This is a genomic window from Luteolibacter sp. AS25 (assembly GCF_046736275.1).
Taxonomy (GTDB): domain Bacteria; phylum Verrucomicrobiota; class Verrucomicrobiia; order Verrucomicrobiales; family Akkermansiaceae; genus Luteolibacter.
The window spans coordinates 2288379-2314057 of record NZ_CP151837.1 but is presented as its reverse complement, the minus strand read 5'-3'; the positions used below and the strand labels follow the sequence as shown (position 1 = coordinate 2314057).

23 protein-coding genes are annotated in these 25679 nt (G+C 50.5%); 14 read left to right on the top strand and 9 right to left on the bottom strand.

Annotation, left to right across the window (positions count from 1 at the left end; all coding sequences use genetic code 11):
- Positions 1–4 precede the first annotated feature (4 nt).
- The 5 genes from AAGA79_RS10780 to AAGA79_RS10760 all read left to right on the top strand — a co-directional run bounded on the left by AAGA79_RS10780 (position 5) and on the right by AAGA79_RS10760 (position 6581).
- Positions 5–1006: an Amuc_1100 family pilus-like protein gene (locus tag AAGA79_RS10780; protein WP_411825808.1), complete on the top strand. Its 1002-nt coding sequence runs from the start codon at positions 5–7 to the stop codon at positions 1004–1006.
- A gap of 24 nt (positions 1007–1030) precedes the next feature.
- A complete protein-coding gene (locus AAGA79_RS10775; RefSeq protein ID WP_411825807.1) occupies positions 1031–2086 on the top strand; it encodes an Amuc_1099 family pilus-like system protein in 1056 nt (351 codons plus the stop codon).
- Between the two features lie 123 nt (positions 2087–2209).
- Positions 2210–4780, top strand: coding sequence for an Amuc_1098 family type IV pilus outer membrane protein (locus AAGA79_RS10770; protein WP_411825806.1), 2571 nt, complete (start codon positions 2210–2212; stop codon positions 4778–4780).
- Between the two features lie 92 nt (positions 4781–4872).
- On the top strand, positions 4873–6003 hold the full coding sequence (locus AAGA79_RS10765; protein WP_411825805.1) for a phosphopentomutase: 1131 nt from the start codon (positions 4873–4875) through the stop codon (positions 6001–6003).
- Between the two features lie 140 nt (positions 6004–6143).
- Positions 6144–6581 carry an RNA recognition motif domain-containing protein gene (locus AAGA79_RS10760; RefSeq protein WP_411825804.1) on the top strand — a complete coding sequence of 146 codons (438 nt, stop codon included), beginning with the start codon at positions 6144–6146 and terminating at the stop codon, positions 6579–6581.
- Positions 6582–6654: 73 nt separating this feature from the next.
- Here AAGA79_RS10760 and alr read toward each other — a convergent pair whose 3' ends face one another.
- Positions 6655–7749 carry an alanine racemase gene (gene alr, locus AAGA79_RS10755; protein ID WP_411825803.1) on the bottom strand — a complete coding sequence of 365 codons (1095 nt, stop codon included), beginning with the start codon at positions 7747–7749 and terminating at the stop codon, positions 6655–6657.
- 123 nt (positions 7750–7872) lie between these two features.
- Between alr and AAGA79_RS10750 the strand changes: the two genes are divergently transcribed.
- A complete protein-coding gene (locus AAGA79_RS10750) occupies positions 7873–10959 on the top strand; it encodes a S41 family peptidase (protein WP_411825802.1) in 3087 nt (1028 codons plus the stop codon).
- Here the strand turns inward: AAGA79_RS10750 and mog are convergent.
- From mog to AAGA79_RS10735, 3 genes are read right to left on the bottom strand one after another with little or no spacing between them, the layout of a single operon-like run.
- Positions 10928–11398 carry a molybdopterin adenylyltransferase gene (gene mog, locus AAGA79_RS10745; RefSeq protein ID WP_411825801.1) on the bottom strand — a complete coding sequence of 157 codons (471 nt, stop codon included), beginning with the start codon at positions 11396–11398 and terminating at the stop codon, positions 10928–10930. The two genes, AAGA79_RS10750 and mog, sit on opposite strands and share 32 nt — an antisense overlap.
- Positions 11395–11841 (bottom strand): cyclic pyranopterin monophosphate synthase MoaC, encoded by a 447-nt coding sequence (gene moaC / locus AAGA79_RS10740; RefSeq protein ID WP_411825800.1) that lies wholly within the window; start codon positions 11839–11841, stop codon positions 11395–11397. The genes mog and moaC overlap by 4 nt, the downstream gene beginning before the upstream one ends.
- A 15-nt stretch (positions 11842–11856) precedes the next feature.
- A complete protein-coding gene (locus AAGA79_RS10735; RefSeq protein WP_411825799.1) occupies positions 11857–13023 on the bottom strand; it encodes a molybdopterin molybdotransferase MoeA in 1167 nt (388 codons plus the stop codon).
- Positions 13024–13114: 91 nt separating this feature from the next.
- Here AAGA79_RS10735 and AAGA79_RS10730 point away from each other — a divergent pair, with 91 nt between their 5' ends.
- The 6 genes from AAGA79_RS10730 (at position 13115) to AAGA79_RS10705 (ending at position 17287) form a co-directional block, all read left to right on the top strand.
- Positions 13115–14134 (top strand): 2-hydroxyacid dehydrogenase, encoded by a 1020-nt coding sequence (locus tag AAGA79_RS10730; RefSeq protein WP_411825798.1) that lies wholly within the window; start codon positions 13115–13117, stop codon positions 14132–14134.
- Complete coding sequence (locus tag AAGA79_RS10725; protein ID WP_411825797.1) at positions 14131–14361, top strand: MoaD/ThiS family protein; 231 nt, start codon at positions 14131–14133, stop codon at positions 14359–14361. The genes AAGA79_RS10730 and AAGA79_RS10725 overlap by 4 nt, the downstream gene beginning before the upstream one ends.
- Positions 14362–14373: 12 nt before the next feature.
- Positions 14374–14754 (top strand): molybdopterin synthase catalytic subunit, encoded by a 381-nt coding sequence (locus AAGA79_RS10720; protein ID WP_411825796.1) that lies wholly within the window; start codon positions 14374–14376, stop codon positions 14752–14754.
- Between the two features lie 227 nt (positions 14755–14981).
- Positions 14982–15689: a hypothetical protein gene (locus AAGA79_RS10715; protein ID WP_411825795.1), complete on the top strand. Its 708-nt coding sequence runs from the start codon at positions 14982–14984 to the stop codon at positions 15687–15689.
- A 21-nt stretch (positions 15690–15710) separates the two neighbouring features.
- Complete coding sequence (locus AAGA79_RS10710; RefSeq protein ID WP_411825794.1) at positions 15711–16256, top strand: hypothetical protein; 546 nt, start codon at positions 15711–15713, stop codon at positions 16254–16256.
- Between the two features lie 20 nt (positions 16257–16276).
- Positions 16277–17287 (top strand): hypothetical protein, encoded by a 1011-nt coding sequence (locus AAGA79_RS10705; protein WP_411825793.1) that lies wholly within the window; start codon positions 16277–16279, stop codon positions 17285–17287.
- A 59-nt stretch (positions 17288–17346) separates the two neighbouring features.
- Here AAGA79_RS10705 and AAGA79_RS10700 read toward each other — a convergent pair whose 3' ends face one another.
- Positions 17347–18708, bottom strand: coding sequence for a sulfatase-like hydrolase/transferase (locus AAGA79_RS10700; RefSeq protein WP_411825792.1), 1362 nt, complete (start codon positions 18706–18708; stop codon positions 17347–17349).
- A gap of 97 nt (positions 18709–18805) precedes the next feature.
- On the opposite strand from AAGA79_RS10700, the gene AAGA79_RS10695 reads away from it, so the two are divergent.
- Positions 18806–19138 carry a hypothetical protein gene (locus AAGA79_RS10695; protein WP_411825791.1) on the top strand — a complete coding sequence of 111 codons (333 nt, stop codon included), beginning with the start codon at positions 18806–18808 and terminating at the stop codon, positions 19136–19138.
- Positions 19139–19424: 286 nt separating this feature from the next.
- Entirely contained in the window at positions 19425–20276 is an 852-nt protein-coding gene (locus tag AAGA79_RS10690; RefSeq protein ID WP_411825790.1) for an RNA polymerase sigma factor RpoD/SigA, read from the top strand.
- Positions 20277–20341: 65 nt separating this feature from the next.
- Here AAGA79_RS10690 and AAGA79_RS10685 read toward each other — a convergent pair whose 3' ends face one another.
- From AAGA79_RS10685 to AAGA79_RS10670, 4 genes are all read right to left on the bottom strand, one after another.
- A complete protein-coding gene (locus AAGA79_RS10685) occupies positions 20342–21541 on the bottom strand; it encodes a bifunctional 3,4-dihydroxy-2-butanone-4-phosphate synthase/GTP cyclohydrolase II (protein WP_411825789.1) in 1200 nt (399 codons plus the stop codon).
- A 33-nt stretch (positions 21542–21574) separates the two neighbouring features.
- Positions 21575–22114: a YqgE/AlgH family protein gene (locus tag AAGA79_RS10680; RefSeq protein WP_411825788.1), complete on the bottom strand. Its 540-nt coding sequence runs from the start codon at positions 22112–22114 to the stop codon at positions 21575–21577.
- A gap of 68 nt (positions 22115–22182) precedes the next feature.
- The gene (locus AAGA79_RS10675; RefSeq protein WP_411825787.1) at positions 22183–23715 is read right to left on the bottom strand and encodes a DmsC/YnfH family molybdoenzyme membrane anchor subunit; all 1533 of its coding nucleotides are present in this window, start codon (positions 23713–23715) and stop codon (positions 22183–22185) included.
- A 46-nt stretch (positions 23716–23761) separates the two neighbouring features.
- Positions 23762–25489 (bottom strand): NirA family protein, encoded by a 1728-nt coding sequence (locus AAGA79_RS10670; RefSeq protein ID WP_411825786.1) that lies wholly within the window; start codon positions 25487–25489, stop codon positions 23762–23764.
- Between the last annotated feature and the right edge of the window lie 190 nt (positions 25490–25679).

The following is a 25679-nucleotide window of genomic DNA, read 5'->3' as shown; positions in this document are numbered from 1 at the left end:
TTATATGAACTGGATCAAATCAAACCCTTTCGTCTCAATACTCTCAGGTATTACTGCAGTAATCTGCGCAATCCTGGCATTCATCGCAATCAAGAGTGGTTCCAAGTATAACGAGTTAAAATCTTCCTTCGATGAGTCATTCCAAAATGTCTCTAAATCTGAAAGAAGTAAGTTATACCCAACAACTGAAAATCGTGCAGCGAAAACTAAAGCATTAGCAGACTATCGGGAAAACATCGATGAACTCCGTGGGCTTTTTGACAAATACAGAAACGAAGACCTCGAGAAAATCAGTCCTCAGGATTTCACTGTTCGTCTTAAGACTGCAACCTCCAAAGTGACTACAGCTCTGGAAGATGCAGGATGCGAGGTGCCTGAAAACTTCTTCCTGGGTTTTGAAAGTTATCGGACAAAACTAGCGAATTCGGGTTCTACAGCAATTTTGGACTACCAGCTCAAAGGATTCGAAAACGCTCTTTTGGCATTGGCTGATGCTCGCCCTACAGAGCTACTCAAAATCTATCGGGAACCTAGCCCTGAGGAATCGGGACAGACATATGAACCGGGCGAAAATGAGATTTCACGTAACTTTGGGATGGAACTGACATTCAAAGGATCGGAAGCATCGGCTCGCGAATTTCTTTCAGCGCTTGGCAAAACGGAGCCTAATTACTACATCATCCGATGTGTTAGTGTTCTGAATGAAAACGTTGAACCGCCTAAAGTATCGGACGCAAGTTTCGAGAAAGATAGAAAGGTGGAAGCCGCAGCTCCAGCTTCAGGTAATCCGTTCGGCGATGGTTTCGACTTCTCTGGGTCTGAAGACAGTGGCTCCGAGGAGTCAGGGGAGGGGGACGCGTCAGCGGAGACAGAGGTTGCCGCACCTGCTCCAGAAGTTGATACAACCCGAATTCTTGCTCAAGTTTTAGGTAGCGAGGAAATCGTTGTCTTCGTCCGATTTGATTTAACTTTGTTTTCCCCAACTGAAGAGTTGCCGAAACCCTGAACCTAGTAACTAACCCAATTTAATATGTCTTGGTTTTCCGAAAATTATGAAAAAGCCGCCCTTGGCGGTGGGGCTGTAATTGCCCTTGGCCTAGCTTTTGCCGGATGGCAAAAATTCAGCACTGTAGATGAAAGCTTCAGTGACAGTGCCCGCGGAAGCGGTAGCAACGATCCTGCAGTTGAGAGTGCTGACTCTGTTGCTACAGCTAAATCCTCTTTTGAGCTGAAACGGCAGTGGCGGCAAGGTGCAGACGGATCCCGTCCTGTTGACCTTTTCACTGGTGTGCCGCTTTTTGTTAACAAAAATGATAAGAGCAACCCTGTTGATCTGATTGAGGGCTCAATGGTCCACGATCCTATTCCCAACCAATGGTGGATTGAGAATAGGCTCGATCCTGGTTTCGGTGATTCACCGGAGCGTGATGCAGATGAAGATGGCTTCTCGAACCTTGCGGAATTCCAAAGTGAAACGGATCCAAATGATGCACGCGACTATCCCCCACTGATCTCAAAACTGAGGTATGTCGGTGACGAAGCTGTGGAGTGGTACGTTCGTCCTGGTTTTGCAGGGGCAAACGGTGAATATACATTCGAATACGGTGATTCCCTCCGACGCTCAGCCAAAGTTGGTGCTGCTGACCCTATTCCGGTTGGTGGGCTCTTTTTCGATGAGGGCCCCATCAAAAATCGTTTCAAATTCGTAGGCTCGGAAGAGACCAAGGAAATGAACGAGCGGATGAAAACCGAAGTAGATGTTACAATGATCAGTATTGAGGATCAAAAAGCCAATAAGAAGGGGACAGTGTATAAGATTCCGGCAAAATTCCGTAAGGCCGAGGTCCGGAACTATTCTCACTTTGATCGAACTGCGGTGCTTAGCCTTGAGGCGCTGGGTCGTGACGGCCAAGAGTTTAAGGTGGAGGAAAAAACAACCTTTTCCCTGCCTCCAGGCAAGGACGCCAAGGAATTCAAAATCATCGAAGTTACCCCTGAAAAAATTATTGTGGAAATCACTAAAGCTGAAGGAGATATCCAGCTCCATGAAATCCTGAAGGGTTCTACCGGCCCTCAAGCACAATAATTTCGTTATTCATTAAAAAAATCAGAAAAATCTCTTTTCAAATTCCCGCATTATCTCCAAAACCTAAACGTTCCTATGCAAAAAACGCCAACGTATCTTAGAAGTCGAACAGCCATTACACTAATGGCTCTCGCAGCCACCATGCCGGCAACAGTATCATTAAGCCACGCAGGTGAGGGTGGCTATGGCTACTCAAGTCTAGCTCAACGCGAAATCATCAGACGCCAAAATGCTGTGGCACAGTCTGATAAGCTTCTGATCGAAGGTCGTGAGGCATATGCCAAACAGGATTATCAGCTTGCAGTTGAGAAGTATCGTCAGGCATTGAACACTTTGCCAGACGCACCGTCTCTTGCTGATCGTCGTGTAAGCTACACGGAGCACCTTAGTGATGCGAGTGTAGCTCTGGCCCAAGAATATCGCAAAGTAGGTAAATACGAGGAGGCACGAGTTCTTCTTGATGGTGTTCTTTCCGCCGACGTAGATCCGAACAATATCGCAGCCAAGGCTGAATTGGGATATCTCGACGATCCTATTCGCACAAACCCGGCTCTTACATATGAGCACACTAAGAACGTAGATGAGGTTCGCCGCGGTCTCTATATGGCCCAAGGTAACTATGATCTCGGTAAATACGATGATGCGAAGGTCGAGTATGAAAAAATCCTGCGTGTCGATCCTTACAACACCGCAGCACGCCGCGGAATGGAAAAACTGGCCTCTGCAAAGAGCGATTATTACCGCGCCGCCTACGATCACACCCGCGCTGAGCTTTTGATGCAGGTGGATCAAGCCTGGGAACTGTCGGTTCCAGCTGAAGTGCCTACTTTCACTGATAATGGACTTGGTCCAAATTCTGACGATACCGGTGGAGTCGCTTACATCACCGAAAAACTTAGACGTATCGTTATTCCTCGTATCGACTTCGAGGATACAACCGTTGAGGAAGCTATTGATTTCCTACGTTTGCGTTCAGCAGAGCTTGATACTCTGGAGCTTGATCCAGATAAGAAGGGAGTTAACTTCGTGATTCGTCGTCCTCGTGCAGACGTTGGTGGCGGACAATCCAGTGGTCTTGACGCTGCATCAGGAGCAGATCCACTTTTAGGTGGAGGAGATCCGGGCTCACTTCGAATCAATGAGCTCCGTCTTCGTAATGTGCCATTGGCTGTCGCTCTGAAATATATCGGAGATGCTACAAAACTTCGTTATAAAGTTGATGATTTTGCTGTAACACTTGTTCCTCAGACCGAGACTGGCGAGGATCTCTTTACACGTACTTTCCGCGTTCCACCCGACTTTGCGAGTATGTTGAATTCCGGAGGTGAGACCACTGGAAGTAGCGATGCTGACCCATTTGCCGATACGGGTGGTTCAGGTGTTGGGACGCTTCAGGCCCGGCCGCCAATTATTGATCTCCTGAAACAGTCAGGAATACAGTTTTCGGACGGTAGCTCAGCAACTCTCGGATCTTCCGGAACACTTCTGATCACGAATACACCTTCAGAGCTCGATAAAATCGAGCAACTGATCGAGACATTTGTGAATCGTCAGCCGAAGCAGGTTAAGATCACTACAAAATTTGTTGAGATTTCCCAGGAGAACAACGACGAACTCGGCTTTGACTGGGTAGTTACTCCGTTTGGACTTGGTGGCGACGTATTTGGCTCAGGCGGCACAGCCGGTAACGGCTCCGGACGAATCGGAACCGACTTTGTCAGTCCTGTAAACGGGAGTACCGTTTCGGGAATCAGCGGGACCGACGACGTCAGTAACATCGTTACAAGCGGTCTTCGAAGCGGTGACTACGCAGTTAGTGGAAACAGCATTGATTCAATTCTGAATAACCCGGATCGTACGGCTCAATCGTCAACAGTGGCGCCAGGAATTCTTGGCCTCACCGGACTATTTTCCGATGGGCAGGTGCAAGTTATTATGCGTGGTCTTGCACAGAAGAAGGGGACTGATCTGATGACGGCCCCATCTGTCACCGCTCGCTCCGGTCAGAAGGCAACTATTGAGGTTATTCGGGAGTTTATCTATCCAACCGAATATGAGCCCCCAGAACTTCCGACGACCGTTGGAAGCTCCACTACCAGTGACAGCCTCCTTACCGGATCTAGTTCTTCAAGTTTCCCGGTAACACCTGCGACTCCGACAGCGTTTGAGACAAAGAACACAGGTGTCACACTTGAGATCGAGCCTACGATTGGTGAGAATGATTTTGTGATCGATCTTCGTTTCCTTCCGGAAATTGTCGAATTCGAAGGCTTCATCAACTACGGTTCACCAATTCAGACTCCATCGACCGATGCTCTGGGTAATGCGATCACTACCGTGATTACTGAAAACCGGATTGAGATGCCGGTGTTCTCCAAGCGCAGTGTCAATACTTCGTTGACGATCTACGACGGCTACACTGTAGCTGTAGGTGGTCTGATGCGTGAGGATGTCCAGAACGTGGAAGATAAGGTGCCTATTCTTGGAGATATCCCGATCATCGGGCGTCTGTTCCAGACCAAGGGTGAAAACCGAATCAAGAGCAACTTGATCATCTTCGTAACTGCCCAGATCATTGATGCTACTGGTCGTCCGCTCCGCGGGTCCGACTCAGGTGGTGGTGCAGTGCCAGTTACATCCGGTGGCGGAGATTTCGGTGACGGAGTCCTTCCTCCACTCGATCCGATCGAATAAGAAGAAATCGAGATTTCATTTTTAGCAAAAGGGCAGGAAGTAATTCCTGCCCTTTTCTTTTGTAGAAATCTCTGAATCAGCGACTCTTGGAAATGCAGAAGAAGGCGTTGTTGATTGTCTTGGATTCGGTTGGTTGCGGAGATGCACCAGATGCCCCAGAATACGGTGATGCAGGTGCGAACACCCTGGGTCACCTGCTGGAAGAATACTCCGAGCTGAAGCTGGAGAATCTGTTCCGATTGGGGCTTGGGCGATTGCTAGATCTTGAGCGTCAGGACAAGGTCAATTTCATTAATTCCTCAGACTGCTACCGTCTCACGGAGTCCTCGGTTGGGAAGGATACTACGACAGGGCACTGGGAGTTGATGGGACAGGTGATAGATGAGGGCTTCTATACATGTGATAAATTTCCAGCGTGTCTGGTGGCAAAGCTCGAAGCGAGAGTCGGCATCGGTTTCATCGGAAATAGGGCTAGCTCGGGTACCGTTATTCTTGAAGAGATGGGTACCGAGCATGTTAGGACTGGACACCCTATTCTCTATACTAGTGCGGATAGTGTAATGCAGATCGCCGCGCATGAGGAAGTATTTGGCTTAGCGGAACTCTACAAAGTCTGTGAAGAGGCGCGTAAACTACTCGATGAAGAAGGATTCAGGGTTGGTCGTGTGATTGCCCGTCCGTTTATTGGAAATACAAAAGATGGCTTTAAAAGGACTGGAAATCGTCATGATTATTCGCTCATGCCGGATGCAACAGTTTTGAATAGATTGGAATCCAATGGCGTGAAGGTGACAGGAGTGGGTAAGATTTCCGATATCTTTGCAGGGTCCGGTATCTCTAAGTCTTACCCTACAAAAAGCAACAGGGAAGGAATGCAGAAGATTGATGAGTTGTGGCGGGGGGGGACCGATGGGGATGAGTTTATTTTTGCCAACTTGGTAGATTTTGATTCCTTGTTCGGTCACAGAAGGGATCCAAAAGGATATGCCGCCTGTCTCGAAGAATTTGATAAATGGCTGGGTTCATTTCTCACAACCATCGAGACATCGTCTTTGGTAATTATTACCGCTGATCATGGAAACGATCCATTCCATACGGGCACTGACCACACTCGAGAACAGGTTCCATGCTTTGTAATTTCCAAGGATTTCAGACCGGAGGAGCAGTTCAGTGTATTTTCTGATGTCGGTAAGTTCATCGAGAAATATTTCTCATTGAAATGAGATCTTGCCATTATGCGGTTTTTAACATAATTCCCAATAGTCATCCCAGCATGTATGTGGGTTGGCGTGCTTCGTCCGGTCCTTCACGCCATGGTCTCGGGAAGTATTGATTGCAATGGCGTGATTCAAAGAAAAAGAAAATGGACATCTATGTGGGCAACCTGCCCTACACCGCTACCGAAGAAGACGTAACTGATCTCTTCGCCGCATACGGCCCAGTCGATCGGGTAAAAATTATCACAGACCGTGAAACTGGCCGCTCCAAGGGGTTCGCTTTTGTCACTCTGGGAGACCAAAGTCAGTTAAACACAGCAATCGAAGCTCTCGACGGACAAGATTTCCAAGGGCGCGCACTTCGTGTGAACGCATCTGAGCCAAAAGCACCACGTCCAAGCGGCGGCGGTGGCGGCTATGGTGGCGGCGGCGGTGGTGGTGGTGGTGGCGGCGGCTACGGCGGTGATCGTCGTGGCGGCGGTGGCGGCGGCTACAAAGGCGGCGGCGGTGATCGTCGCGGTGGTGGTGATCGTCGTGGCGGCGGTGGCGGCTACAAAGGCGGTGGTCGTAACGACGACTGGTGATATCTGATATCACCTAGCTAAATACTCTCTCACCCGTTTCCCTTACCGGAAACGGGTGTTTTTGTTTTGAGAGTCAGAGGTAAACTCTTTCTACCCGTGTGGTGATTCCAGTGAAGATTTCCCATGGAATCGTGTCCGCTAGAGTCGCAACTTCGTCGACAGAAATGTGCTCTCCAAATAACTCTACTTCGGCTCCCGGGGAGACGTTACTATCAATAGGGAGGCCGATAATTAGTTGGTCCATGGTTACACGGCCTAGGATAGGGAATTTTTTCCCATCAATACATACGTGGGCTCCTTTTCCAGATAGTTGCCGAGGGTAGCCATCCCCGTAGCCAATGCCTACGGTTGCAATACGAGTAGGTTCGGTAGTGATGAAGCTGTGTCCGTAGGATAAACTATGCCCGGCGGGGACCGTTCTGACTATGCTGATCCGCGACTTCAGGGACATCACGAGATGAAGGTTTTTCTGAAACTCCGGAAATGGTGAAACGCCGTAGACCATCAGGCCCGGCCGAGCCAGGTTGCAGGTACCTTTCTTATACCCAATTATTCCTCCGCTATTGAATAAATGGCGCCATTTGAATTTTTCGGCACCACCCAGCTGTGTGATCGAATCCTCGAATGATGCGATTTGCCTGTAGGTGAAGTCCTCATCTTCATCCGAGGAGGAAAGGTGGGATGAAATACCCTCGATGAGAAGTGATTCAAGTTCCCGGAGACGTATGATGTTTTCCGCTAATTGGTCGGGTAGGAAGCCGCCACGCCCCATTCCTGTATCTACGGCAATGTGTACGGATAGTTTTACTCCTCGAGTTTCAGCCAGTTGGTTGAAGGATTCAGCTTCGGAGAGGGTCGAGATACATGGTGTGATGTTTCGGGCGACAATTTCCTCCCGCTCTTTCTCCCACGTCGCACCTAGTAGATAGATCGGTATATCGACTCCGGCTTCGCGAATTCTCCGGGCTTCCCCTATGTTTGCGACTCCTAGAAATGCGACCCCTTGCTGCTGCATCACTTCGGCGATTCTTTCTAACCCGTGTCCGTAGGCTCCTGCTTTCACTACGGCCATTATCTCGCATCCGGATTTTTCTGCGGCGTATGAGAGATTCTTCTTCAGATTCTCCAGATTGATTTCCACCCATGATCGTGGAGGGGAAATTGGCATTTCGGTTTGGTTCACAGGATTGAGATTAGATGCGTGAGGGATCCGTGCAAGTGAGTCTATACGAAATATAATGTTTGAACTTACAGCTTGCTCCGGCTCTGTGCGGTGCCACTTTTTGTAGAAATGCGAAGCTGTTTTCTTGCCCTATCACTACTGTTCCTAAATCAAGCTGGTGGTAAGGAGGCTTTGAAAATCGAAGGGTTGGCGTGGCCCGCGCTTTCGCCTGACGGAGAGCAGCTTGTTTTCGAATGGTTGAACGATATTTGGCTGGCTCCATCCAACGGAGGGGAAGCGGTGAGGGTTCTGAAAACTGATTCAAGAGAGGCGTATCCAAAATTCTCACCGGACGGAAAACGGATTGTTTTTTCATCCGAGAAAGATGGTGCCCCGCAGCTTCACTCAATGAAGTTGGATGGGTCTGACCTAGAGAAGCTCTCCTGGCAGACGGAAGGAAATGTGCTTGAGGCCATTTCGCCTGATGGTGAGGTGGCTATTTCGAGGGGCGAAAGGGATGATGCCGGCTATAAGGAATACCGGTTGCTGAAAACTAATTTGGAGAAGGAGTCACGCGAGGTGATCCTGTTTGATGCTTCAGCACATTCGGTAGCCATTTCTCCTGAAGGTGGGCGTTACCTTTTCTGTAGAAAAGGGGAACAGCTTTACCGTCGGGGTTACCATGGCTCCAGGGCGTCTGAAATTTTTCTTTATGATGAATCCAAGCAAGGTTTCCAAAAGCTGATTTCAGAGAAATGGGAGGCAAGATCTCCGTTGTGGATGCCTGACGGAAAGGGGTTCTATTATGTTTCGAATCGCGATGGCACATTCAATCTTTGGGAGAAGAGGCTCGCCGGGGGAGAGGATCAGCAGCGCACCTTCTTTAAGAGTGAAGCTGTAGTTATTCCTGTAATTTCGATGGATGGCGGAGTGATTGTTTTCCGTGCGGGGCAGACGGTGTATCGCTACGAACCTAAAAGTGATAAAAAGCCGGTGGAGGTGAAATTTTTCACCAATGAGAAGATTTCCGGGAGTTCTGTTAGGAAGCTAAGAGTGAACGGAACGACTGCTGTGGCATTTGACGGGGAGGCGAGGAGAATCGTTTTTTCTGCCGGGGGAGATCTTTGGATGATGGCAATGGGAGATGATGAACCAGTACGGTTGACGTCAAGTGACGAGATAGACGAGTTGGAACCACAGCTATCCCAGGATGGAGAGACTCTGTATTTTCTGAAAGATAACGGTCTTGAGGAGAAGGTATGCCGTGCATCGGTGGATTTTAAGAATGGTAAGATTCTCGGTGAAAAAGTGATTGCTGACGGGAGGCGATCGAAGAAAAGTATGAGAATCAGCCCTGACGGTGGCTGGCTTTCCTGGCTGGAAGGTACGGGAGATCTAGTTACTGCATCCACTAAGGGCGGAGAGCCGAAGGTGGTCATGGCGAACTGGGACATGCCGACATATGACTGGTCACCAGACGGGAAATGGCTGGTGGCTGCAGGCAAGGATATCCATTCCAACCGGGATATCTGGCTGGTGCCGTCCGATGGACATGCGGATGTGGTGAACCTGACCCGTCATCCTGCTTTTGAAGGGTCCCCAAAGTGGTCGCCGGACGGCAAGACAATCGTTTTTGTGGCACGGCGTGATACCGATGAGCTCGCCAGATTATGGATTGCCGAAATCGGGGATTATCTCGAAAATGAGGATTGGAACACACTTGAAGTGCAACCTGTGGAAACAGAGATCAGTGAGCCTTCACGGATATGTTGGGCAGAGGATTCGAAGTCTGTTCTTTTCCAGAGTAAGGACAAAAAGGATAAGACGGTTTATTCGCTGTCGATCAAAAGCGGTAAGGTTTCGGAATTCGCCGACTTTCGTGGAATTCCGGTAAAGGACATGCGAGAGGATTTCTCCCTATGGAGGATCGATCGTGTGCCGGCAGTTCTCAGGGATGGAGATTTGGTGGAGTTCGAGTTCTCATTTCTGCTGGAGCAGGACCGGGAGAAACGCCTGAGGCTTGGATTTCGTAGAATTTGGAGAACGCTTGGTGAGAGGTTCTATGATGAGACTATGAACGAGACCCAATGGGGTCCAATTCTGGAAAAATACGAGGATGCCGCCGTTGCTGCTTTCGAATCCCGGCAATTTGATCGGGTGGTGGCGCAGCTTCTTGGCGAGCTGAATGCCTCACATTTGACCTTTAAAACGAATCCGTGGGGATTGAAATCAAAGGATGTAAAGGTAAAGAAGCCTACTGCTCATCCTGGGCTTGAGTTTGAAAATAGATGGGAAGGGCCCCTTGTGGTCAGACGGGTCATCGAGGGTTCCCCGATTTCAAAGGTGAAGAATCCACCGGTTGCAGGAGAGATCGTCCTGAGAATCGGCGGGAGGGATGTGGATGGAAGTTCGCCATTGAGAGGTCTTTTCAACGGTGGGGAAGACCGAGCGATGCCAATCGTTTTGAAGAATAAATCCGGCAAAGAGCGGGCATTGGAGCTGGTTCCGATTTCCTATGACGAGGCCAGAAGACTGAATGGTGAAAATCAAATAGCGAATGCCGAGGCAGTGGCGGAGACGAGCGGACTTAGCTATTTACGCTTCAGTAGGATGAAGAGCTCTGATCTGAGGGAGCTAGAAATTGAAGTTTATCGAGCTTCGTTAGGATCCAAAGGTCTGATCCTTGATCTTCGTGATAATACCGGTGGTAGGGTCGCTGATGAGCTGTTGAGCTTATTTTGTCAGCCGGTGCATACTTTTACCGTTCCGCGCGATGGTCCGAGAGGTTACCCCACGGACCGAAGAGTAAGTACGTCATGGGATGGACCGATGGTCGTTCTTTGTAATGAGAACACGTTTTCAAACGCCGAGATATTCTGTCATGCATTCAAGAACCTCGGGAGAGGTAAGCTTGTCGGAATGCCTACGAATGGAGGAGTGATTTCCGCGGTGGGAATCGACATTCCCGAAATGGGTGAGCTACAGATCCCTTTTCGTGGCTGGTTTCATGCAAAGACCGGGCAGGACCTGGAGCTTAATGGTGCAGTGCCGGATGTGTTGGTAGCCTTTGATCCGGCGGATCAGGTAAAGGGGAGCGATCCACAGCTGGAGAAAGCGATTGAGGTTTTGAATGAGGAGGTTTCCGAGCAAGGACCACTTGTTCAGCCCAAATATAAATTTGAGGTTAGTCCTTCAGATGACGCAGCGCCTCAATAATTGCCGGGATCAGCATGGGTAGACATTCGCCGATTGCCTTGGGTTTTCCAGGTAGGTTTACGATAAGTGATCGTCCCCTTGTTCCTGCGGTAGACCGGGATAGTATGGCCGTAGGGACGGCTTGGAAGCTCTTCATCCGCATGATTTCACCGAAGCCGGGAAGTTCCCTGTCGATTACGGCTTTGGTGGCTTCCGGAGTATTGTCCCGGCGGGAAGGGCCGGTTCCTCCTGTTGTTAGGATTAGATCACATTGATCTTCATCAGAAAGCTTGCGGAGAAGATTTTCTATATCGTCGCGATCATCAGGCATCACCAAACGGATCCACTGAGGAGTTCCGAATCCTGCCTCTGAAATGATGCGCTCGATCTCGGGGCCGCTGAGATCCTCGTAGATTCCCGCGCTTGCCCTATCGCTAAGTGTCAGACGGGCGATTTTCATTCTTTGGTTTTACCGGTGACTTTGATTTCGGAGATAACCATTGATTTATCAACGGCCTTGCACATATCAAAAATGGTAAGTGCTGCGACCGAGACTGCAGTGAGGGCCTCCATTTCCACTCCTGTTTTGGCAGACGTGCGGGCGGTGGCGCTGATAGCTACCCCAAGGTCTTCGATTTGGAAATCAACGTCCACCTTGTCCAGTGGCAGGCTATGGCAGAGGGGGATCAGTTTATCCGTGATCTTCGCCGATTGGATGGCTGCAATTCTAGCGACAGTTAGCACATCACCTTTCGGGAGAGTTTTGTCGCGAAGTGCGGTAGAAGTTTCTGCCGCGCAGGAGATGAAGCCACTTGCGGAGGCTGTTCGCTTTTGAACGGGCTTCGAGCCGACATCTACCATACGGGCGGTCCCTTCGGAATCGAGGTGTGAGAAATTTGTCATGGGGTGGGTGGATAGTTATTTAGTGGGGTGGGGGAGGTCGAGCAACAAGGTTTGAGGAGGGTTTTCATCGACTCGGATCAGCGCGTTGGTGCCGGAAAGCGAAAAGGTATCGCCGGATGTGGACCAGGGTTTAGCCGTAGCGGCTAGGGTAGAGGAATTAGCTGAAACCTGGGCTGGCCAGTATGTCTGGCGGCGGTTTGGTTTCAGTAGGTCAGGATTGGTGATCTCTAGATCGAGAAAGTCCCACGCTGGCGGGTTCCCGGTCATAAGCTCAAGGGCGAGGCGTATGGCAACGTGAAAGCAGACGAAATGAGAGACAGGATTGCCGGGAATAACGAAGGCGATCTGATTTCCTTTCGTGGCAAAGGTGAGGGGTTTGCCGGGGCGGAGGTCGACTTTGTTAAAATGAATTTCGAAGCCCATTTCTTGCAAAACCGCAGCTCCGTGATCGTGATCGCCGACGCTGGCGCCACCGGATATAAGGAGCAGATCCCACCCCGACTCCGCACAGGATCTGATGGCATCGGGATCGTCTGAAATGCGATGGGAAGTGGCGCTGAGTGAAAGGGATGCAAGTAAGCCGGAGATGAGGCTGGAATTACTATCGCGGATTTCCCCAGCGGCTGGGATCCTTTCGGGCCCTACCAACTCGCTGCCTGTGGCGATATGGAGAATCCTCGGAGTGGAGATAACCAGAGGTCTGGTATTGCCGGTTTGAGCTAGAACTGCCATTTCTGCGGCCCTGATTTTGGAGCCTTTATTTAGTACTGGATCGCCTCTCTCCGCTTCCGAACCGCGCTGACGGATGTATAAGGAGTCCGAGAAAGTATCAATCGTGAGTGTATCTCCATCTCTGGTGCAATCTTCCTGCATGACTACCCGGCCACCGTTTACCGGAAGGAGGGCACCCGTGGAAATTCTCATGGCCTCACCTCTTAAGAGAGTTTTCTCCGGGACCTCGCCGGCTGCGATTTCTCCGGTGATCCGGAACTTGCCCGCGGTTTCTTCTTTCCTGATGACGTAGCCATCCATCATCGAGCGGTCTGCGGATGGGTATGTGGCGTCCGCTAGAATATCTTCTGCAAGTATTTGCCCGTGGGCTTCCGTGAGGTCAATTTTCACGGAAGGAAGTGATGAAGTTTTATCCGCAATTATTGTTCTGGCCTGTTCCAATGAGATCACGATGTGAGGCTGCCATGGCGACGGGTGTGTGAACACTTTGAAACAGGAAATTCCGTGTGGTTGACGGTGGCTTGTGTGCTAGCTTCCGGGTATGAGCGCAGGAGGAAGGGGCCGGGTGGCATTTTATGATACGAAGCCGTATGATACTGCGTCTTTCGAAGGAAAATCCGCGAAGAGCGGTCTGGAATTCGAATTTCACGATTTTCGCCTGTCCGCCTCAAACTCTGCCTCTGCGCAAGGATGCATCGCGGTGTGCATTTTCGTGAACGATAGGATGGATAGGGATTGCCTGGAGGCTTTGGCCGGGATGGGGGTAAAGTTGGTCGCACTGAGATGTGCGGGTTTCAATAATATAGATTTGGAGGCGGCCGCAGAGTTGGGGGTTTTGGTGGTCCGGGTGCCTGCTTATTCGCCCTATGCGGTAGCCGAGCATACTGTTGCGCTGCTGCAGACGCTGAACCGGAAAATCCACCGCGCTTATAACCGTGTGCGGGAATTGAATTTCTCGCTTGGTGGACTAGTCGGTTTTGATCTCCATGGAAAAACCGTGGGGATAATGGGCACAGGGAAAATCGGTAGAATCACTGCCCAGATCTTTCGCGGCTACGGCTGTGAGGTGTTAGCCTATGATCCTTTCCCTGAAAATAAATGGGCGGATGAAAACAAAGTCAGCTACGAGAAGCTGGAAGACCTACTTGCATACAGTGATGTGGTGAGCCTTCATATGCCGCTTACCAAGGACACGTTCCATATACTGAATGGTGAGACAATTTCTCAAATGAAAGACGGTGCCTTCCTATTGAACACCAGCCGAGGGAAGCTAGTGGATAGTGCCGCCGTAATATCCGCCCTGAAAAGAGGTAAACTAGGTGGAGTCGCCCTGGATGTTTATGAAGAAGAAGAAGGGGTATTTTTCGAGGATCTTTCCGGAAGTCCGCTCCAGGATGATGTGCTTTCACGCCTGCTGACTTTCCCAAATGTGTTGGTTACCGCTCATCAGGCATTCCTGACGAATGAGGCGCTGAATGCGATTGCCGAGACGACCGTGGATAGCATCGGTCGCTATGCCGATGGCACAGATCCTGTTGAGGAAAGGGTTGTTGGATTATGATGATCAAAATTTTAGCATTTGCTCAGGCGAGGGAAACTTTCGGTTTTTCCGAGAAAGAGATTGAATATGAGCCGATGGAGACAGCCAGGGAGCTGATTACCAGAGTTTCAGGAGACTCTTCCTTTCAGAATCTGAGAGTAGCGGTTGACTGTGATTTCAGGGGGTGGGATGAGCCGATTGGTGAGGCGGTGGAGATTGCGTTGATTCCACCCGTCTCGGGAGGCTAAGGTGAATTTTTTATGAAAAAGGTCATTCTATTTACCCACGAGCCGATTGTCGTCCCTGAGCTGGTTCTAGGTTCAAGGGAAATCGGAGCGGTGGTGGAGTTTCAAGGCTTGGTGAGGGAGATAGAGGGAGAGCTGGCACTTGATGGACTCTACTATGAGGCCTACGAGGAAATGGCGGAAAAGGTTTTGGCAGGGCATTTGGATGAGTTGGGTGAGCTTCACGGATGTGAGGCTGTCGAGTTTGTTCATCGCCTTGGCTGGGTGCCTGTCGGTGGGGCTTCACTTTATATCCGTGTGCTCAGCGCGCATCGGGCGGAGGGGCTGCGTTTCTTGGCGGACTCAATTGACCGGCTGAAAATGGATGTTCCGATCTGGAAGCGGGTTGAGGGGTAGGCTGCAGATTTCGTGGATTTGAGGATGGCTCAATTTTGGGAGGCCATCTCAAAAAGAGCGCTTATTTTGTGAAACTTAGCCGGAAGTCTAGGTTATCCGAAAAATACGTGATCACGTAATAGTGGTTTTGGGAGGTAAATGTTAGGTTCTCCGAGTTGCATTGAACGACGTTGTGCAGCCGTCCCCAGTCCCCCAAACGTCGTTCCGCCCCCCTGCATTTCCTATACATGAATGTTAAATTAGTTGTTGGCTTGGTGTCTTTTTGCCTGGCTTTATCCGCATACGCGGACACCGGTGCCCGTGTCTATTGCTGGGCTCCGCATCTATCCCAGCCGATTCTGTTGAATTCGCATGGCCAAGGTATCGGCAGTTATGCCGGCCGTCCCTACAGCTACACAATCTATGGCGTGGCCGGCATCATCACCCTTGGTGATCAGTGCGATGGAGCGTTCCCTGATCCAAGTGATTCCCAATACCGTTTCCGCAAAGGATGGTGGTCGGGCGGACTCGGAGACCGCACGAATATTTACTCTTCCGTAAAGTTACAGGTGAACTGGCAGCAATATTATCCAAAACGTCTGGAAGTGACGGGAGATCGGCCGGGATCAACATCCGGTCCGGTGAGGCTCTATGGCGATACCTGGAATACCACTACCATGTTCGGCTATCCCGAGGTTACCCTGGTCTTCCATTTGGCCGGTAGTCAGGATTCCGCGATTCCGAATAGGAACCCTAGTGGGTATTTCTATGTGGTGGGTGAATATCTCACAAGTGCTCCTGAAGTTACGGGAAGCCTGAGCGTGACCAGTGGTGTTATTTTACAAGGAAATGTCACTGATGTAGGATACAGTATCAACCGAACTGGTGGAACTGCCGCAACTCCGCCATTCACCGGATATGACCAGAGTGGTGAGGTTGTTTTTTTGAATGAATAATTTCTGACTGAATCGAGATAGATGAAGGCTTTACTGACAATCGCTCTAGCGGGATTCATAGCACCCTGCGTTTTTGCACAAACCAAGCCTGCTGCCGGTCACGGTATCGAGTTTCTCCCAACTGTGCGTAAGGCGCCTGTGCGAAAGGGTGTAACGAACGAGGAGGTGCTGGCCCAACGATCAGCTTCCAAGTTCGGTGGTTTCGCTGAAGAGGGGACAGCTCCGAAGGGATGGGATCTGGAGACTTATTCTGAATTCATCGCGATTGACGGGAATTTCGTAATTCTGCCAAGGGGATCCGTAATTTATGCCCCGGAGGCCATGCAAAAACACATTCTGGATGCACCGGACGGAAAGTTGGTCACCTGGGCCGATTTTTTGACAAAATATCGAAGCATGGTGAGCCAGATGGAAGTCACCATGGAAGAGGTGAAAGGCGAAAAGCCGATTGCCGAGGAACGCTTCGAATCCGCGGCCAAAAACAAGCAGATCGTCGTTGCTGTCTACAATCGGAACCCGATCACGGTTCTTAAGCCATCTGTTCAAACTGAAACAGAGTCCCGATAACTGGCAAATCCTCCTCAATCATGAAAATTCTTTTTCCCGCGCTATTTCTTGCGTCTCTCGGTTGTGCATGCGGGCAGGGCCTTATCAGACAAATCCATATGGTAGGTGGCCAAGCTGTAGTTTATGATACTACGGTAACCAACGATTCCGGAAATGTAATTTCACGCCCTCTCGATACAGATGTGGCTGTTTTCCAGCTGTATAATACGGCTACGGTCAACGGGACGACCACTTTCACAAAGCTGGATGAGAAAGCCGTTTCTACCTTCCTACCGGTAGCAACTGTCGAAGTTCTTTCCGCTGACCCTTATTCTCCTGCACGAACGCGTGCCGACCAGCCATATGGAATTCGCCTCAATGTGAGTGGTCTGCAGGCAGACTCCGATGAAGTTCCAGATTATGCAAAAACCGTTTATATGTCCCGGTCCTATGCGATGTATGACTCCACGACTTTTCTTTCCAATGGCAGTGGCGGTGTTTACGCAGACGAATTCAGCTTCAAGTCCAATGGCACTTTTGTGGACAACAATATCATCCAAAGGTTGCCTGGAGATTCTCCTACGCTGGCGTCCGGAGAAGAGTCATTCACTGTCCAGCTCCATCCGGATGCAGGTGAGGTGACGGAATTGGCCAAGGCTACGGTCCAAATCTGGCCAGTCGCTGAGGCTGTAATTGCCGGGATTGTGGAAGGGGAGAGATACGTTCAGGTCCCCACCACAGGTCGGTTTTCGGTAATTAACATTTATCCAACCAGCGTGATTTACGCCCAGATCTACAAAGGGTCCCAGGTAGACGGCACAGTTGGTGAACCGCTTCCCAGCACGGTGGTCAGCTACAATTCCCACCAGCCACAGAAAGCGGCCCTAACACTCACAGATCTTGAATCATTCGTGGATGACGACGGATTCTATACCATTGAGGTCCTCACCATCACGCCTTTCAATGATGGTGCTCCCGAAATTCTTGGCTCCGTTTCCTTCGAATTGAAGCGAACAATCAGGATCAATGGGATGATGACCACAAGTGAGTAAAATTTTTGCACTCGGCCAAATTTAAGCAGTAGCCTCCCATCCGCTATTACCGGAATTCACTACTCGCTCCCTAGCTTTTGGGAACCGCTGGACAATGTTTCATCAATGGCGATGAGATGCTTGTAAGCAGCGAAATGTGGATCGGCTGAGGAAGTAGGAGTAACAATCTTCGTCTCCTTGTCAGGCTGTGTAGAGATCCGGTAAATCTCATAAATAGGGTCTTTTGTCGGCTTGGTCGGGTTTCCGGGAACGATCAGCTTGTAAGCCGGGAACTTGCTTGAGATAATTGCGCGGCCATCGCGATCCCTGCCTGTTTCGAATTGTTCGGAAACAATAAATCTGGAATCAAATTCCTGTCCTCTGAAAATCGGCAAAAGACTTTTCGAATCGATGATCGTATTCGGAGAGAGCAGGGGTGCCGGATCGATTTCGGCTAGCTCCAGTATCGTGGAAAATAGATCCGCACAGTGAACGAGTTCATCGCTAGTTCCGGGTTTTGAGACATCAGGACCTGCAACAATGAAGGGGACGTGTATTCCGCCCTGGAAGAGTGAGCCCTTTGCGTTTCTGCGGCTCAATGGGGGCTGAACCACTTGGGCCGGGGTGCCATTGTCGCCGATAAGGAATATGTTTGTTTTAGTTGTATCCACCGACTCTAGTAAGCGGCCGATTTCTGTATCAAGAGCTTCGAGCGCTGCTTCATAGGCTTTTCTGCTATCATTTCGCGAGATTTCGCCACGTTGATCAGTGGAGAGCCCCCGGTAACTGTGAAGATTTTCGGGAGGATTGTGAAAAGGCGTGTGTGGAGCATTGAAGGCAACCCAGGCGAACCAAGGTTCGGAATCGCGTGAGCTTATAAAGCGAACAGCATCATTTACCTGATCAGTAGTGGTGTAGGTGGATGATTGGCCGGAGTTACCATTTTCCGTTTTTCTCCAGGAAAAGTAATCCGGAACGCCTCCGCGTAGAATTCCGGAAAAGTTGGGCCAGCCTCCGAGCTCAGCAGGTCCGTTTTGTGTGCCGCCGAGATGCCATTTGCCGAAGGAGGCCATCTGATAGTTGGATGCTGCGGCTGTGAATAGCTTTGGGAGCGCGATTTCATCAGTCGGAAGCTGTGTTTCCGGTGCTCCGACCCCGTGCCGGAATGCGTAGCGACCAGTGAGGATCGTGGCGCGGGTAGGCGAGCAGACGGGCTGTGCGTATGCGTTTGTGAAACGGATGCCACGCTTCGCCAACGCCTCGAGATTCGGCATAGAAGGATAGGTCGTCTCTGGATTTAGCTCCGGGCTGCTATCAAGCGGGCTGGAATCGATTCCCCAATCATCGACGATTAGAAGGAGGATGTTGTTCTTCTCGGCCGCTCCCCGAGATTGAACTGTGAGAATGGGTAGTGCGAGGAGTAGCGATAGGAGGCGGGTCATGTTTAGGAAAACACGACTGAGGCGAAAAGGTTGCGGAGCAATACAGATGATATTTGTGGGATTTCTGGTGTTGTCCTGATGGATTCCTGTATCTAGAATGTTCGATATGGTTAACGAGCACGTCGATACAACTCCGGTTTGGGTAGAAGGAAGCGCACTTTCAGCGCCAGTGATTCTTGGCGCGGCCGCCGGCCTTCTGGTGGGCGACATGATGAATGAGAAAGCACGGCGCGGAGTTGGGCTAGGGTTGGGCATTCTTGGTGTTGCTGCTCTTCTACCGTTCGCCGTGGACGGCATTGCTGCTCTGGTCACAGGGCCGCGTAGTAAGTTCGGTGTAAACCGTAAGATCCAGAAGATCCGCGATATCGGAATAGGCACACCCCAGTATGATGAAGTGGAGGATGAACTGCGGGAGCAGGGTGTGATTTGATATTTGAAGATTCTGTCCTATGTTATGTAGGGCAAAATGCACGACTGTGTCACATTTGCACGATCGTTCTGACACATGCGCGGCTTATGTCGCGCTTTTGTCTTTTTAAGAGTGCTTACGCTTAGTGAGTTACGTTGTATTTGTCTGGGGTACGTATGCTGCTGCTTGTAAAATGACAGAAGCGACAACCGAGGCAGATGGATCTGTATTGGCCGCTCACATTAATAAAATTGGAATAAATCACCCCGCTGTGACGTTTCCATATTAGACACTAATTAAAAAAATCATGGCCTACGAATCTGACTCCAGCCTGAAGCTTTACCTTCGGGAAATTTCTAAAACACCTCTTCTTACCATCCAGGAAGAGATCGAACTTGCAGAGCGAATCAAAAATGGTGACGGCGAAGCCCGTGCACACATGATTCGCGCAAACCTCCGACTGGTGGTGAAAATCGCGCAGGACTACTCCAATTATGGCTTACCGGTCACAGACCTTATCTCCGAAGGCAACATCGGCCTAATGAAGGCGGTAGAACGTTTCGATCCTGAGAAGGGCGGCAAGCTTTCCACCTACGCCGCTTGGTGGATCAAACAATCGATCAAGCGTGCGCTGGCAAACCAGTCCAAGACTATCCGTCTTCCAGTTCACATGGTTGATAAGATCGCTAAAATGCGTCGGATTTCTTCAATGTTGGCCGAAGCACTTGGCCGTGAACCTACCGATGAGGAACTCTCCGAGGAAGTTGGATTGCCACGTCGAAAACTCGCAATGCTGAAGCAGGCCTCCCAACGTCCGACTTCTCTCGATGCTCCGATCAACGACGGAGAATCTACCGAGTTTGGAGAAATCATTAGTGACGATCGCGCGGAAAATCCTCTCGAAATGCTTGCAGATAAGAACCTGCACGGTGAGATCGATGGTCTGCTTGATATCCTCGATGAACGCGAACGCCGCATTATTGATGAGCGGTTCGGTCTTAGTGGCGCGAAACCTCTTACTCTTGAAGAGGTAGGGCGTGAGTTCGGAGTGACTCGTGAACGTATCCGCCAGTTACAAAACTCAGCGCTTACCAAGATGCGCCGCGCACTCAGTAAAAAAGAGAAGCCAATGCCTAAGCCGATTACAGGTCTGGCGTGAGGCTCCAGCTTTAATTAGTTTCAATTGAGAGGATCTGCACTTGATGCAGACCCTCTTTTTTTTGCTTAGAGAGTGTGACCCATTCTAAGCTTCTTGGTTTGAAGATATTTTTCGTTGTGAGGATTTCCAGGAAGGGAAAGAGGGAGTTGCTCCACAATTTCCAGACCGTAGCCGCCAAGGCCAACGACCTTTTTGGGATTATTGGTAAGTAGTTTGATCCGTCGGACTCCCAGATCATATAGTATTTGAGCGCCCATGCCGTAATCTCGAAGGTCAGATGCGTAGCCGAGTTTTTCGTTCGCTTCGATGGTGTCAAGACCCTGTTCCTGAAGCTTATATGCGTGGATTTTCGCTGGTAATCCAATACCCCGGCCCTCTTGGCGGAGATAGAGCAACACTCCGCCTTCTTCCGCAATACGCTTCATAGCACTTTGGAGCTGTGGTCCGCAATCGCATCGCTGGGAGTGGAATACATCACCGGTAAGACATTCCGAATGGACTCTTACCAAGGTTGGTTTTTCCGGATCAATTGTACCTCGCGTCATTGCGATGTGGTGGGAATCATCGAGCGATACAGTGTAGAGATGGCAATCGAATGGGCCAAATTCAGTCGGCATCTGAACGGTTTCATCCCGTTTCACAAATTTCTCGGATTTACGGCGATACTCGATTAGCTGGGCGATCGTGCAGGCTTTTAGCTGATGTTTCTTCTGATAGCTGCCGAGGTTCCCCACGCGTGCCATGGAGCCATCTTCGTCCATGATTTCGCAGATAACTCCGGCTTCCGGGAGGCCGGCAAGTGTGACTAGGTCTACTGCCGCCTCGGTGTGCCCGGCACGACGGAGAACACCCCCAGACATAGCCTGAAGGGGGAAAATATGGCCGGGCTTTACGAAGGAATCCGCAGTGGCCTCGGGATCGGCTAGCAGCTGGATGGTGCGCGCACGGTCTGCCGCTGAGATACCTGTAGTAATTCCCTCTGCTGCATCGACGGAGATGGTGAAAGCGGTTTTCATCCCCTCGAGGTTTCTGCGAGTCATCTGGGGGAGATCGAGTTTCTCTGCTCGCTCCAAGGTAATTGGGGCGCAGATCAGGCCGCGTGCGTGAACAGCCATAAAATTAATCATCTCCTTAGTGCAGAGAGATGCGGCGCAGAGGAGATCTGCTTCGTTTTCGCGGGAGGGATCATCTGCGACGATTACGATTTTCCCGCCGGCAATATCGGCGATGATTTCCTCGATGGGATGGAACTTGAGTGCGGACATGAGAGTATTTTGAAAAGATTTAAGATGACGGAATCAATTCAGGCTTGGATCGTCTGGAGCTTCGGCCAGCAGGCTGTGGTATGGAGAAATGGATTCAAGCACCGTCTTCCAAAGATTGATGTCTGGTTGGGTGTTGAGGAGTGGTTCGGATGGGTTCCGAGTGAACCATGTGTTCTGCTTCAGTTCGTTTTCGAGCTGACCGGGGGACCAGGCGGAGTAGCCGACGGTGGCTTGGATACGATTGCCTGAAATACCGATTGTTGCTGCTGCGGCTTGGGCGGAAATTTGCGGTAGATAGATCAATCTATCTTTCTTATCCCATGCGATCGATGAGAATGTGAGCTGATCCGAAGCGAGTGGACCGCCGATATATACCTGCAAGCCTCCCAGGACCGAGTCGCTGAGGTCAGGAACAAGGTCGCCCACAGTTTTCTTCGAGGGATGATTAATGATTGCTCCGAATGCGCCCTCCAAGAGTGAATGATCTGAAATGAAGATCACGGACTTTCTGAAGATACTGCTTTGTAGAGAGGGGTCTGCAATCAGGAGCTTGCCGCTCAATGAGATCGGCATTTCAGAATTGGATGTATCCGGTGGCACGCGGGAAAGTTAGCGCGAAGCGCCGGAAACGCACCTGTTTTTCAACAGAAGTGTCCAGGCATCTTCGGAGCGTAGCAGGATTGGAAGAACAGCTGACGCTCCAGAACTTCCGATACCAGTAATATAGGAAGGGCGGCCCACGGAAAGATGAGCAAGGCTACCAGAGCGAGGGGAATGAGGATGAAGCGTAGAATGGTAACCAAGCGGAGGCGGCCGAGCTGTATGCATGCCGCGTGTTTATCCGCTGACCAGTCTTTATCGTTGCTTGAACTGAGGACGAAGAATTCAGGAATCATTTTCCCGAAAGTAACCAAGGAAAAGAGAATGATGTTGGTGGATGTCGGATTTGCAATCGCCAGACCCAGTGAGGCAAAGGAAAAGAATGTGCCGAAGAAGCGGGGAATGGTTACTGAAAAGCGCCATGATTCCCTGTGCGTGTCCTGATAGATCATCACGCTCGTAAAGATAGCGGTGAGAAAGGCAGGAACTGCTGATAGCACAACGAAGAGAGATGCGAGATCCTTGAATGGGAAGTCTGGACTGAGGTGTAGACCTATGAGGACGAGTGGAAGCGGTGCAACCATTGAGAACGCAAGGATTTCGCGCGAGAGCCACGAAGTTTTTAGGCCTAGGAAAAATCGCCATGCTTTGAGGGGCTGTCCGAGATGGAGCGTGGCCGCGACCATTCCCAGATTGAAGATGATGGCTCCAAGTATAAACAGAGGGAGCTTTGCGGAATTGTCCGGAGATAGGCCTCCTGTTGACAGCCCAAGGCCGGCTTGTGTGAATGCGAGCATGAAGACCAGCGGCCAATGAGCATGCTGGGGGTGGAGCGTCTCCCGGTCGGCAGCGTGGGCGGCTGAAGGTGTTTCCCTGCCGGTATATCGGGTGGTGGGAAGGGTGATTTTAGAATCCGGAATCGTGGAATTCGCGTTGAAAACCCTGGATTTGAAGAGGGAAATATCACGGCTATCGCGATTTCCAACAGTCTTGTGTTTTACGATTCGTATAGCCTCTGTAGGGCAGGCTTGCACACAAGCAGGGGCCTCTCCCTCTGCGAGACGCTGGTGGCACATGTCGCATTTACGGACGATTCCCCGTGATTTGGAATACTTGGGGACGTCGTATGGGCACTTGAGAATACAGTAGGAGCAGCCGATGCACTGGTCGTCCAGGTGACGAACGATGCCAGTATCTTCATCTTTTTCGTAAGCACCAACGGGGCAGCCGTTCATGCAGCCGGGATCCTCACAGTGGTGGCAGGCAGTGGTGATGGTTTGCTGATAGGTCGGAGCCTCGGGACCGCCAAGGAGGGTTCCGATATCGCGCCATGTCTCATTCTCATCGAGTCCGTTAAGCGAGGAGCAGGCTGAAACACATGCCTTGCATCCCGTGCAGCGGTCTAGCGATACCTCGAAGGCATATTGCTCTCCCTTCCCTGGCTTGGAAAGCGGGATGAGGGATCGGTAGTGTGGCTCAAGATCGGGCTCAGCATGATGTTTCTCTGAAAATTTCGCGACGGGAGTTTGAAGCGTGGATTGCTGCTCCAGAAGTTCATCAATGAGGTTCCGCACAATTTCGTAGTTGTTAAATTTTCAGCACTTTACCGTTGGTGGGGGCTCAGGAGTTGAGTGCTACGAGATCTTCCAATGGCTGACGGTTGGAGAATTTGATGAAACTCTCGCCTGGCTCACGTGTCACTAGGTAGTGGGAAAGGAGTTTTTCGAGCAGAGCAGGAATGTCAGTAAAGGGAATGGACTTCCAGACTTCGCGAGCGATTGCCTGCTCATCGTCTACTCCACCACCTAGGACGATATTGTAGCCGTCCACGGTTTCTCCTGCTTCATTTTTTACGGGTGAGCCCATCAAGCCGATATCGCCGATGTAATGTTGTGCACATGAGTTATGACAGCCGGTAAGGTGGATGTTCAGTGGCTGATCAAGTTCCAGCTTCTCTGAGAGGTAAGCTGCGAGATCCACGGCATTTCCTTTTGTGTCTGCAGCTGCGTATTTACAGCCGCGTGAACCGGTGCATGCGATGATGCCGCTGTGTATGTGGTGCGGGCGGTAATCCAGACCTGTGGCGATAATGGCGGCGGCGGCTGCTTCAACATTCTCAGATGAGACACCGGGAATGATGAGGTTTTGCCAAACTGTGAGTCTTATTTCCCCTCGACCGTATTTGTCAGCGATATCAGCGATGTCATTCATCTGCCTGCATGTCATACGCCCGACAGGGACGTGAACGCCGATGTAATCCTTGCCGTCGGATTGGTTATGAATTCCGAGATGGCCGTGTTTCACTTTTGGTGTTGGAACCTTGCATGATTCCAGAGGGGTGAACGCGAGCGGGAAGGCTAGTTTTTTCTCGGTTTCCTGGAGGAGTTTGGGAATGCCCCAATCGTCTACCAGATATTTGAGGCGGGATTTTTTTCGATTGGTACGGTTACCGTTTTCAATGAATACCCGAAGGATCGCCGCAGCTGTGGGGATTGCTTGGGATAGAGTCAGGAATATGCCTGCATCCGTGGCAAATTGTTTATGGCCGGTAATACCACAGAGTTGTAGACGGAACCCGATTTCACCGTTTTGTGCACGGACTGCGTAGAAGGCGATATCATTGGTATCGGCACATGCGGAAACTCTGCCACCTGAATCGAATGCGATGTTGAACTTCCGAGGAAGACCGTAGAGATCCCGATTCCGGAGGATGTAGTAATGCATCGCCCGGGCATAGGGGAGGACGTCCAGAAGCTCGTCCGGATCGAAGCCGGTTGTAGGCGTAGCGGTGACGTTCCTGATGTTATCGGCACCTGATCCCTGACTGGTGAGACCGAGGTCTGCAACATCATCCAGAACGTTGGGTAGATCCCCAGGCATCAGTTCGCGGACCTGAAGGTTGTTGCGGGTGGTAAGGTCAGTATGACCCGGGCCGTAGGTCTCGGCAATTTTCGAGAGACCACGGAACTGACCTGTGCTGAGCGCTCCTCCTGCGACACGGCAGCGCATCATAAATGAGTCTTGTGCAGGTGCGACGTGGAAAAGACCGTGAAACTTGTAGCGGAATGCATCTTCCGCACTCGGGAAAACATTTTTTCCTGCGTTTTCCAGCATGGAGGGAAATACATCCAGACCGTTTTGCTCATGTTTGATGACTTCTTCTCGGCAGAGTTCATCGATCGGAATGCCGTAAACAGTTTCGACCGACTCATCTGGATCATCGGTGAATCTCCGCTCGCTGTCCTGGCCAAGGAAAGGGATTTGCCGTCCTTGCAGAATACCGGAGACGAAGCCATTCAGATAGTTTGTCTGCTCTGGCGTGAAGGCGGTTGTATTGAGATCGACCATTTTCGTATGAAATTAGAGTTTCGATACAAATTGAGCATTGGTGGTGCCATTGTGGCCTGGCTGGTATCCAAACAGAGGAATGCTTTCGATACTAAGGATGAGTTTGCGTCATGCTGTGGTGTTCTTAGATATTTTTTTTAAAATCTTCTGTGCTTTTAGAGCATTAAAGATCAATATTTGAGGGATGGAT

What these genes read in the sequence shown, in the direction of transcription:
- AAGA79_RS10780 (WP_411825808.1), top strand. Translation starts at nt 5, where the DNA reads ATGAACTGGATCAAATCAAACCCTTTCGTCTCAATACTCTCAGGTATT.
- AAGA79_RS10775 (WP_411825807.1), top strand. Translation starts at nt 1,031, where the DNA reads ATGTCTTGGTTTTCCGAAAATTATGAAAAAGCCGCCCTTGGCGGTGGG.
- AAGA79_RS10770 (WP_411825806.1), top strand. Translation starts at nt 2,210, where the DNA reads ATGGCTCTCGCAGCCACCATGCCGGCAACAGTATCATTAAGCCACGCA.
- AAGA79_RS10765 (WP_411825805.1), top strand. Translation starts at nt 4,873, where the DNA reads ATGCAGAAGAAGGCGTTGTTGATTGTCTTGGATTCGGTTGGTTGCGGA.
- AAGA79_RS10760 (WP_411825804.1), top strand. Translation starts at nt 6,144, where the DNA reads ATGGACATCTATGTGGGCAACCTGCCCTACACCGCTACCGAAGAAGAC.
- alr (WP_411825803.1), bottom strand. Translation starts at nt 7,749, where the DNA reads ATGCCAATTTCCCCTCCACGATCATGGGTGGAAATCAATCTGGAGAAT.
- AAGA79_RS10750 (WP_411825802.1), top strand. Translation starts at nt 7,873, where the DNA reads ATGCGAAGCTGTTTTCTTGCCCTATCACTACTGTTCCTAAATCAAGCT.
- mog (WP_411825801.1), bottom strand. Translation starts at nt 11,398, where the DNA reads ATGAAAATCGCCCGTCTGACACTTAGCGATAGGGCAAGCGCGGGAATC.
- moaC (WP_411825800.1), bottom strand. Translation starts at nt 11,841, where the DNA reads ATGACAAATTTCTCACACCTCGATTCCGAAGGGACCGCCCGTATGGTA.
- AAGA79_RS10730 (WP_411825798.1), top strand. Translation starts at nt 13,115, where the DNA reads ATGAGCGCAGGAGGAAGGGGCCGGGTGGCATTTTATGATACGAAGCCG.
- AAGA79_RS10725 (WP_411825797.1), top strand. Translation starts at nt 14,131, where the DNA reads ATGATGATCAAAATTTTAGCATTTGCTCAGGCGAGGGAAACTTTCGGT.
- AAGA79_RS10720 (WP_411825796.1), top strand. Translation starts at nt 14,374, where the DNA reads ATGAAAAAGGTCATTCTATTTACCCACGAGCCGATTGTCGTCCCTGAG.
- AAGA79_RS10715 (WP_411825795.1), top strand. Translation starts at nt 14,982, where the DNA reads ATGAATGTTAAATTAGTTGTTGGCTTGGTGTCTTTTTGCCTGGCTTTA.
- AAGA79_RS10710 (WP_411825794.1), top strand. Translation starts at nt 15,711, where the DNA reads ATGAAGGCTTTACTGACAATCGCTCTAGCGGGATTCATAGCACCCTGC.
- AAGA79_RS10705 (WP_411825793.1), top strand. Translation starts at nt 16,277, where the DNA reads ATGAAAATTCTTTTTCCCGCGCTATTTCTTGCGTCTCTCGGTTGTGCA.
- AAGA79_RS10700 (WP_411825792.1), bottom strand. Translation starts at nt 18,708, where the DNA reads ATGACCCGCCTCCTATCGCTACTCCTCGCACTACCCATTCTCACAGTT.
- AAGA79_RS10695 (WP_411825791.1), top strand. Translation starts at nt 18,806, where the DNA reads ATGTTCGATATGGTTAACGAGCACGTCGATACAACTCCGGTTTGGGTA.
- AAGA79_RS10690 (WP_411825790.1), top strand. Translation starts at nt 19,425, where the DNA reads ATGGCCTACGAATCTGACTCCAGCCTGAAGCTTTACCTTCGGGAAATT.
- AAGA79_RS10685 (WP_411825789.1), bottom strand. Translation starts at nt 21,541, where the DNA reads ATGTCCGCACTCAAGTTCCATCCCATCGAGGAAATCATCGCCGATATT.
- AAGA79_RS10680 (WP_411825788.1), bottom strand. Translation starts at nt 22,114, where the DNA reads ATGCCGATCTCATTGAGCGGCAAGCTCCTGATTGCAGACCCCTCTCTA.
- AAGA79_RS10670 (WP_411825786.1), bottom strand. Translation starts at nt 25,489, where the DNA reads ATGGTCGATCTCAATACAACCGCCTTCACGCCAGAGCAGACAAACTAT.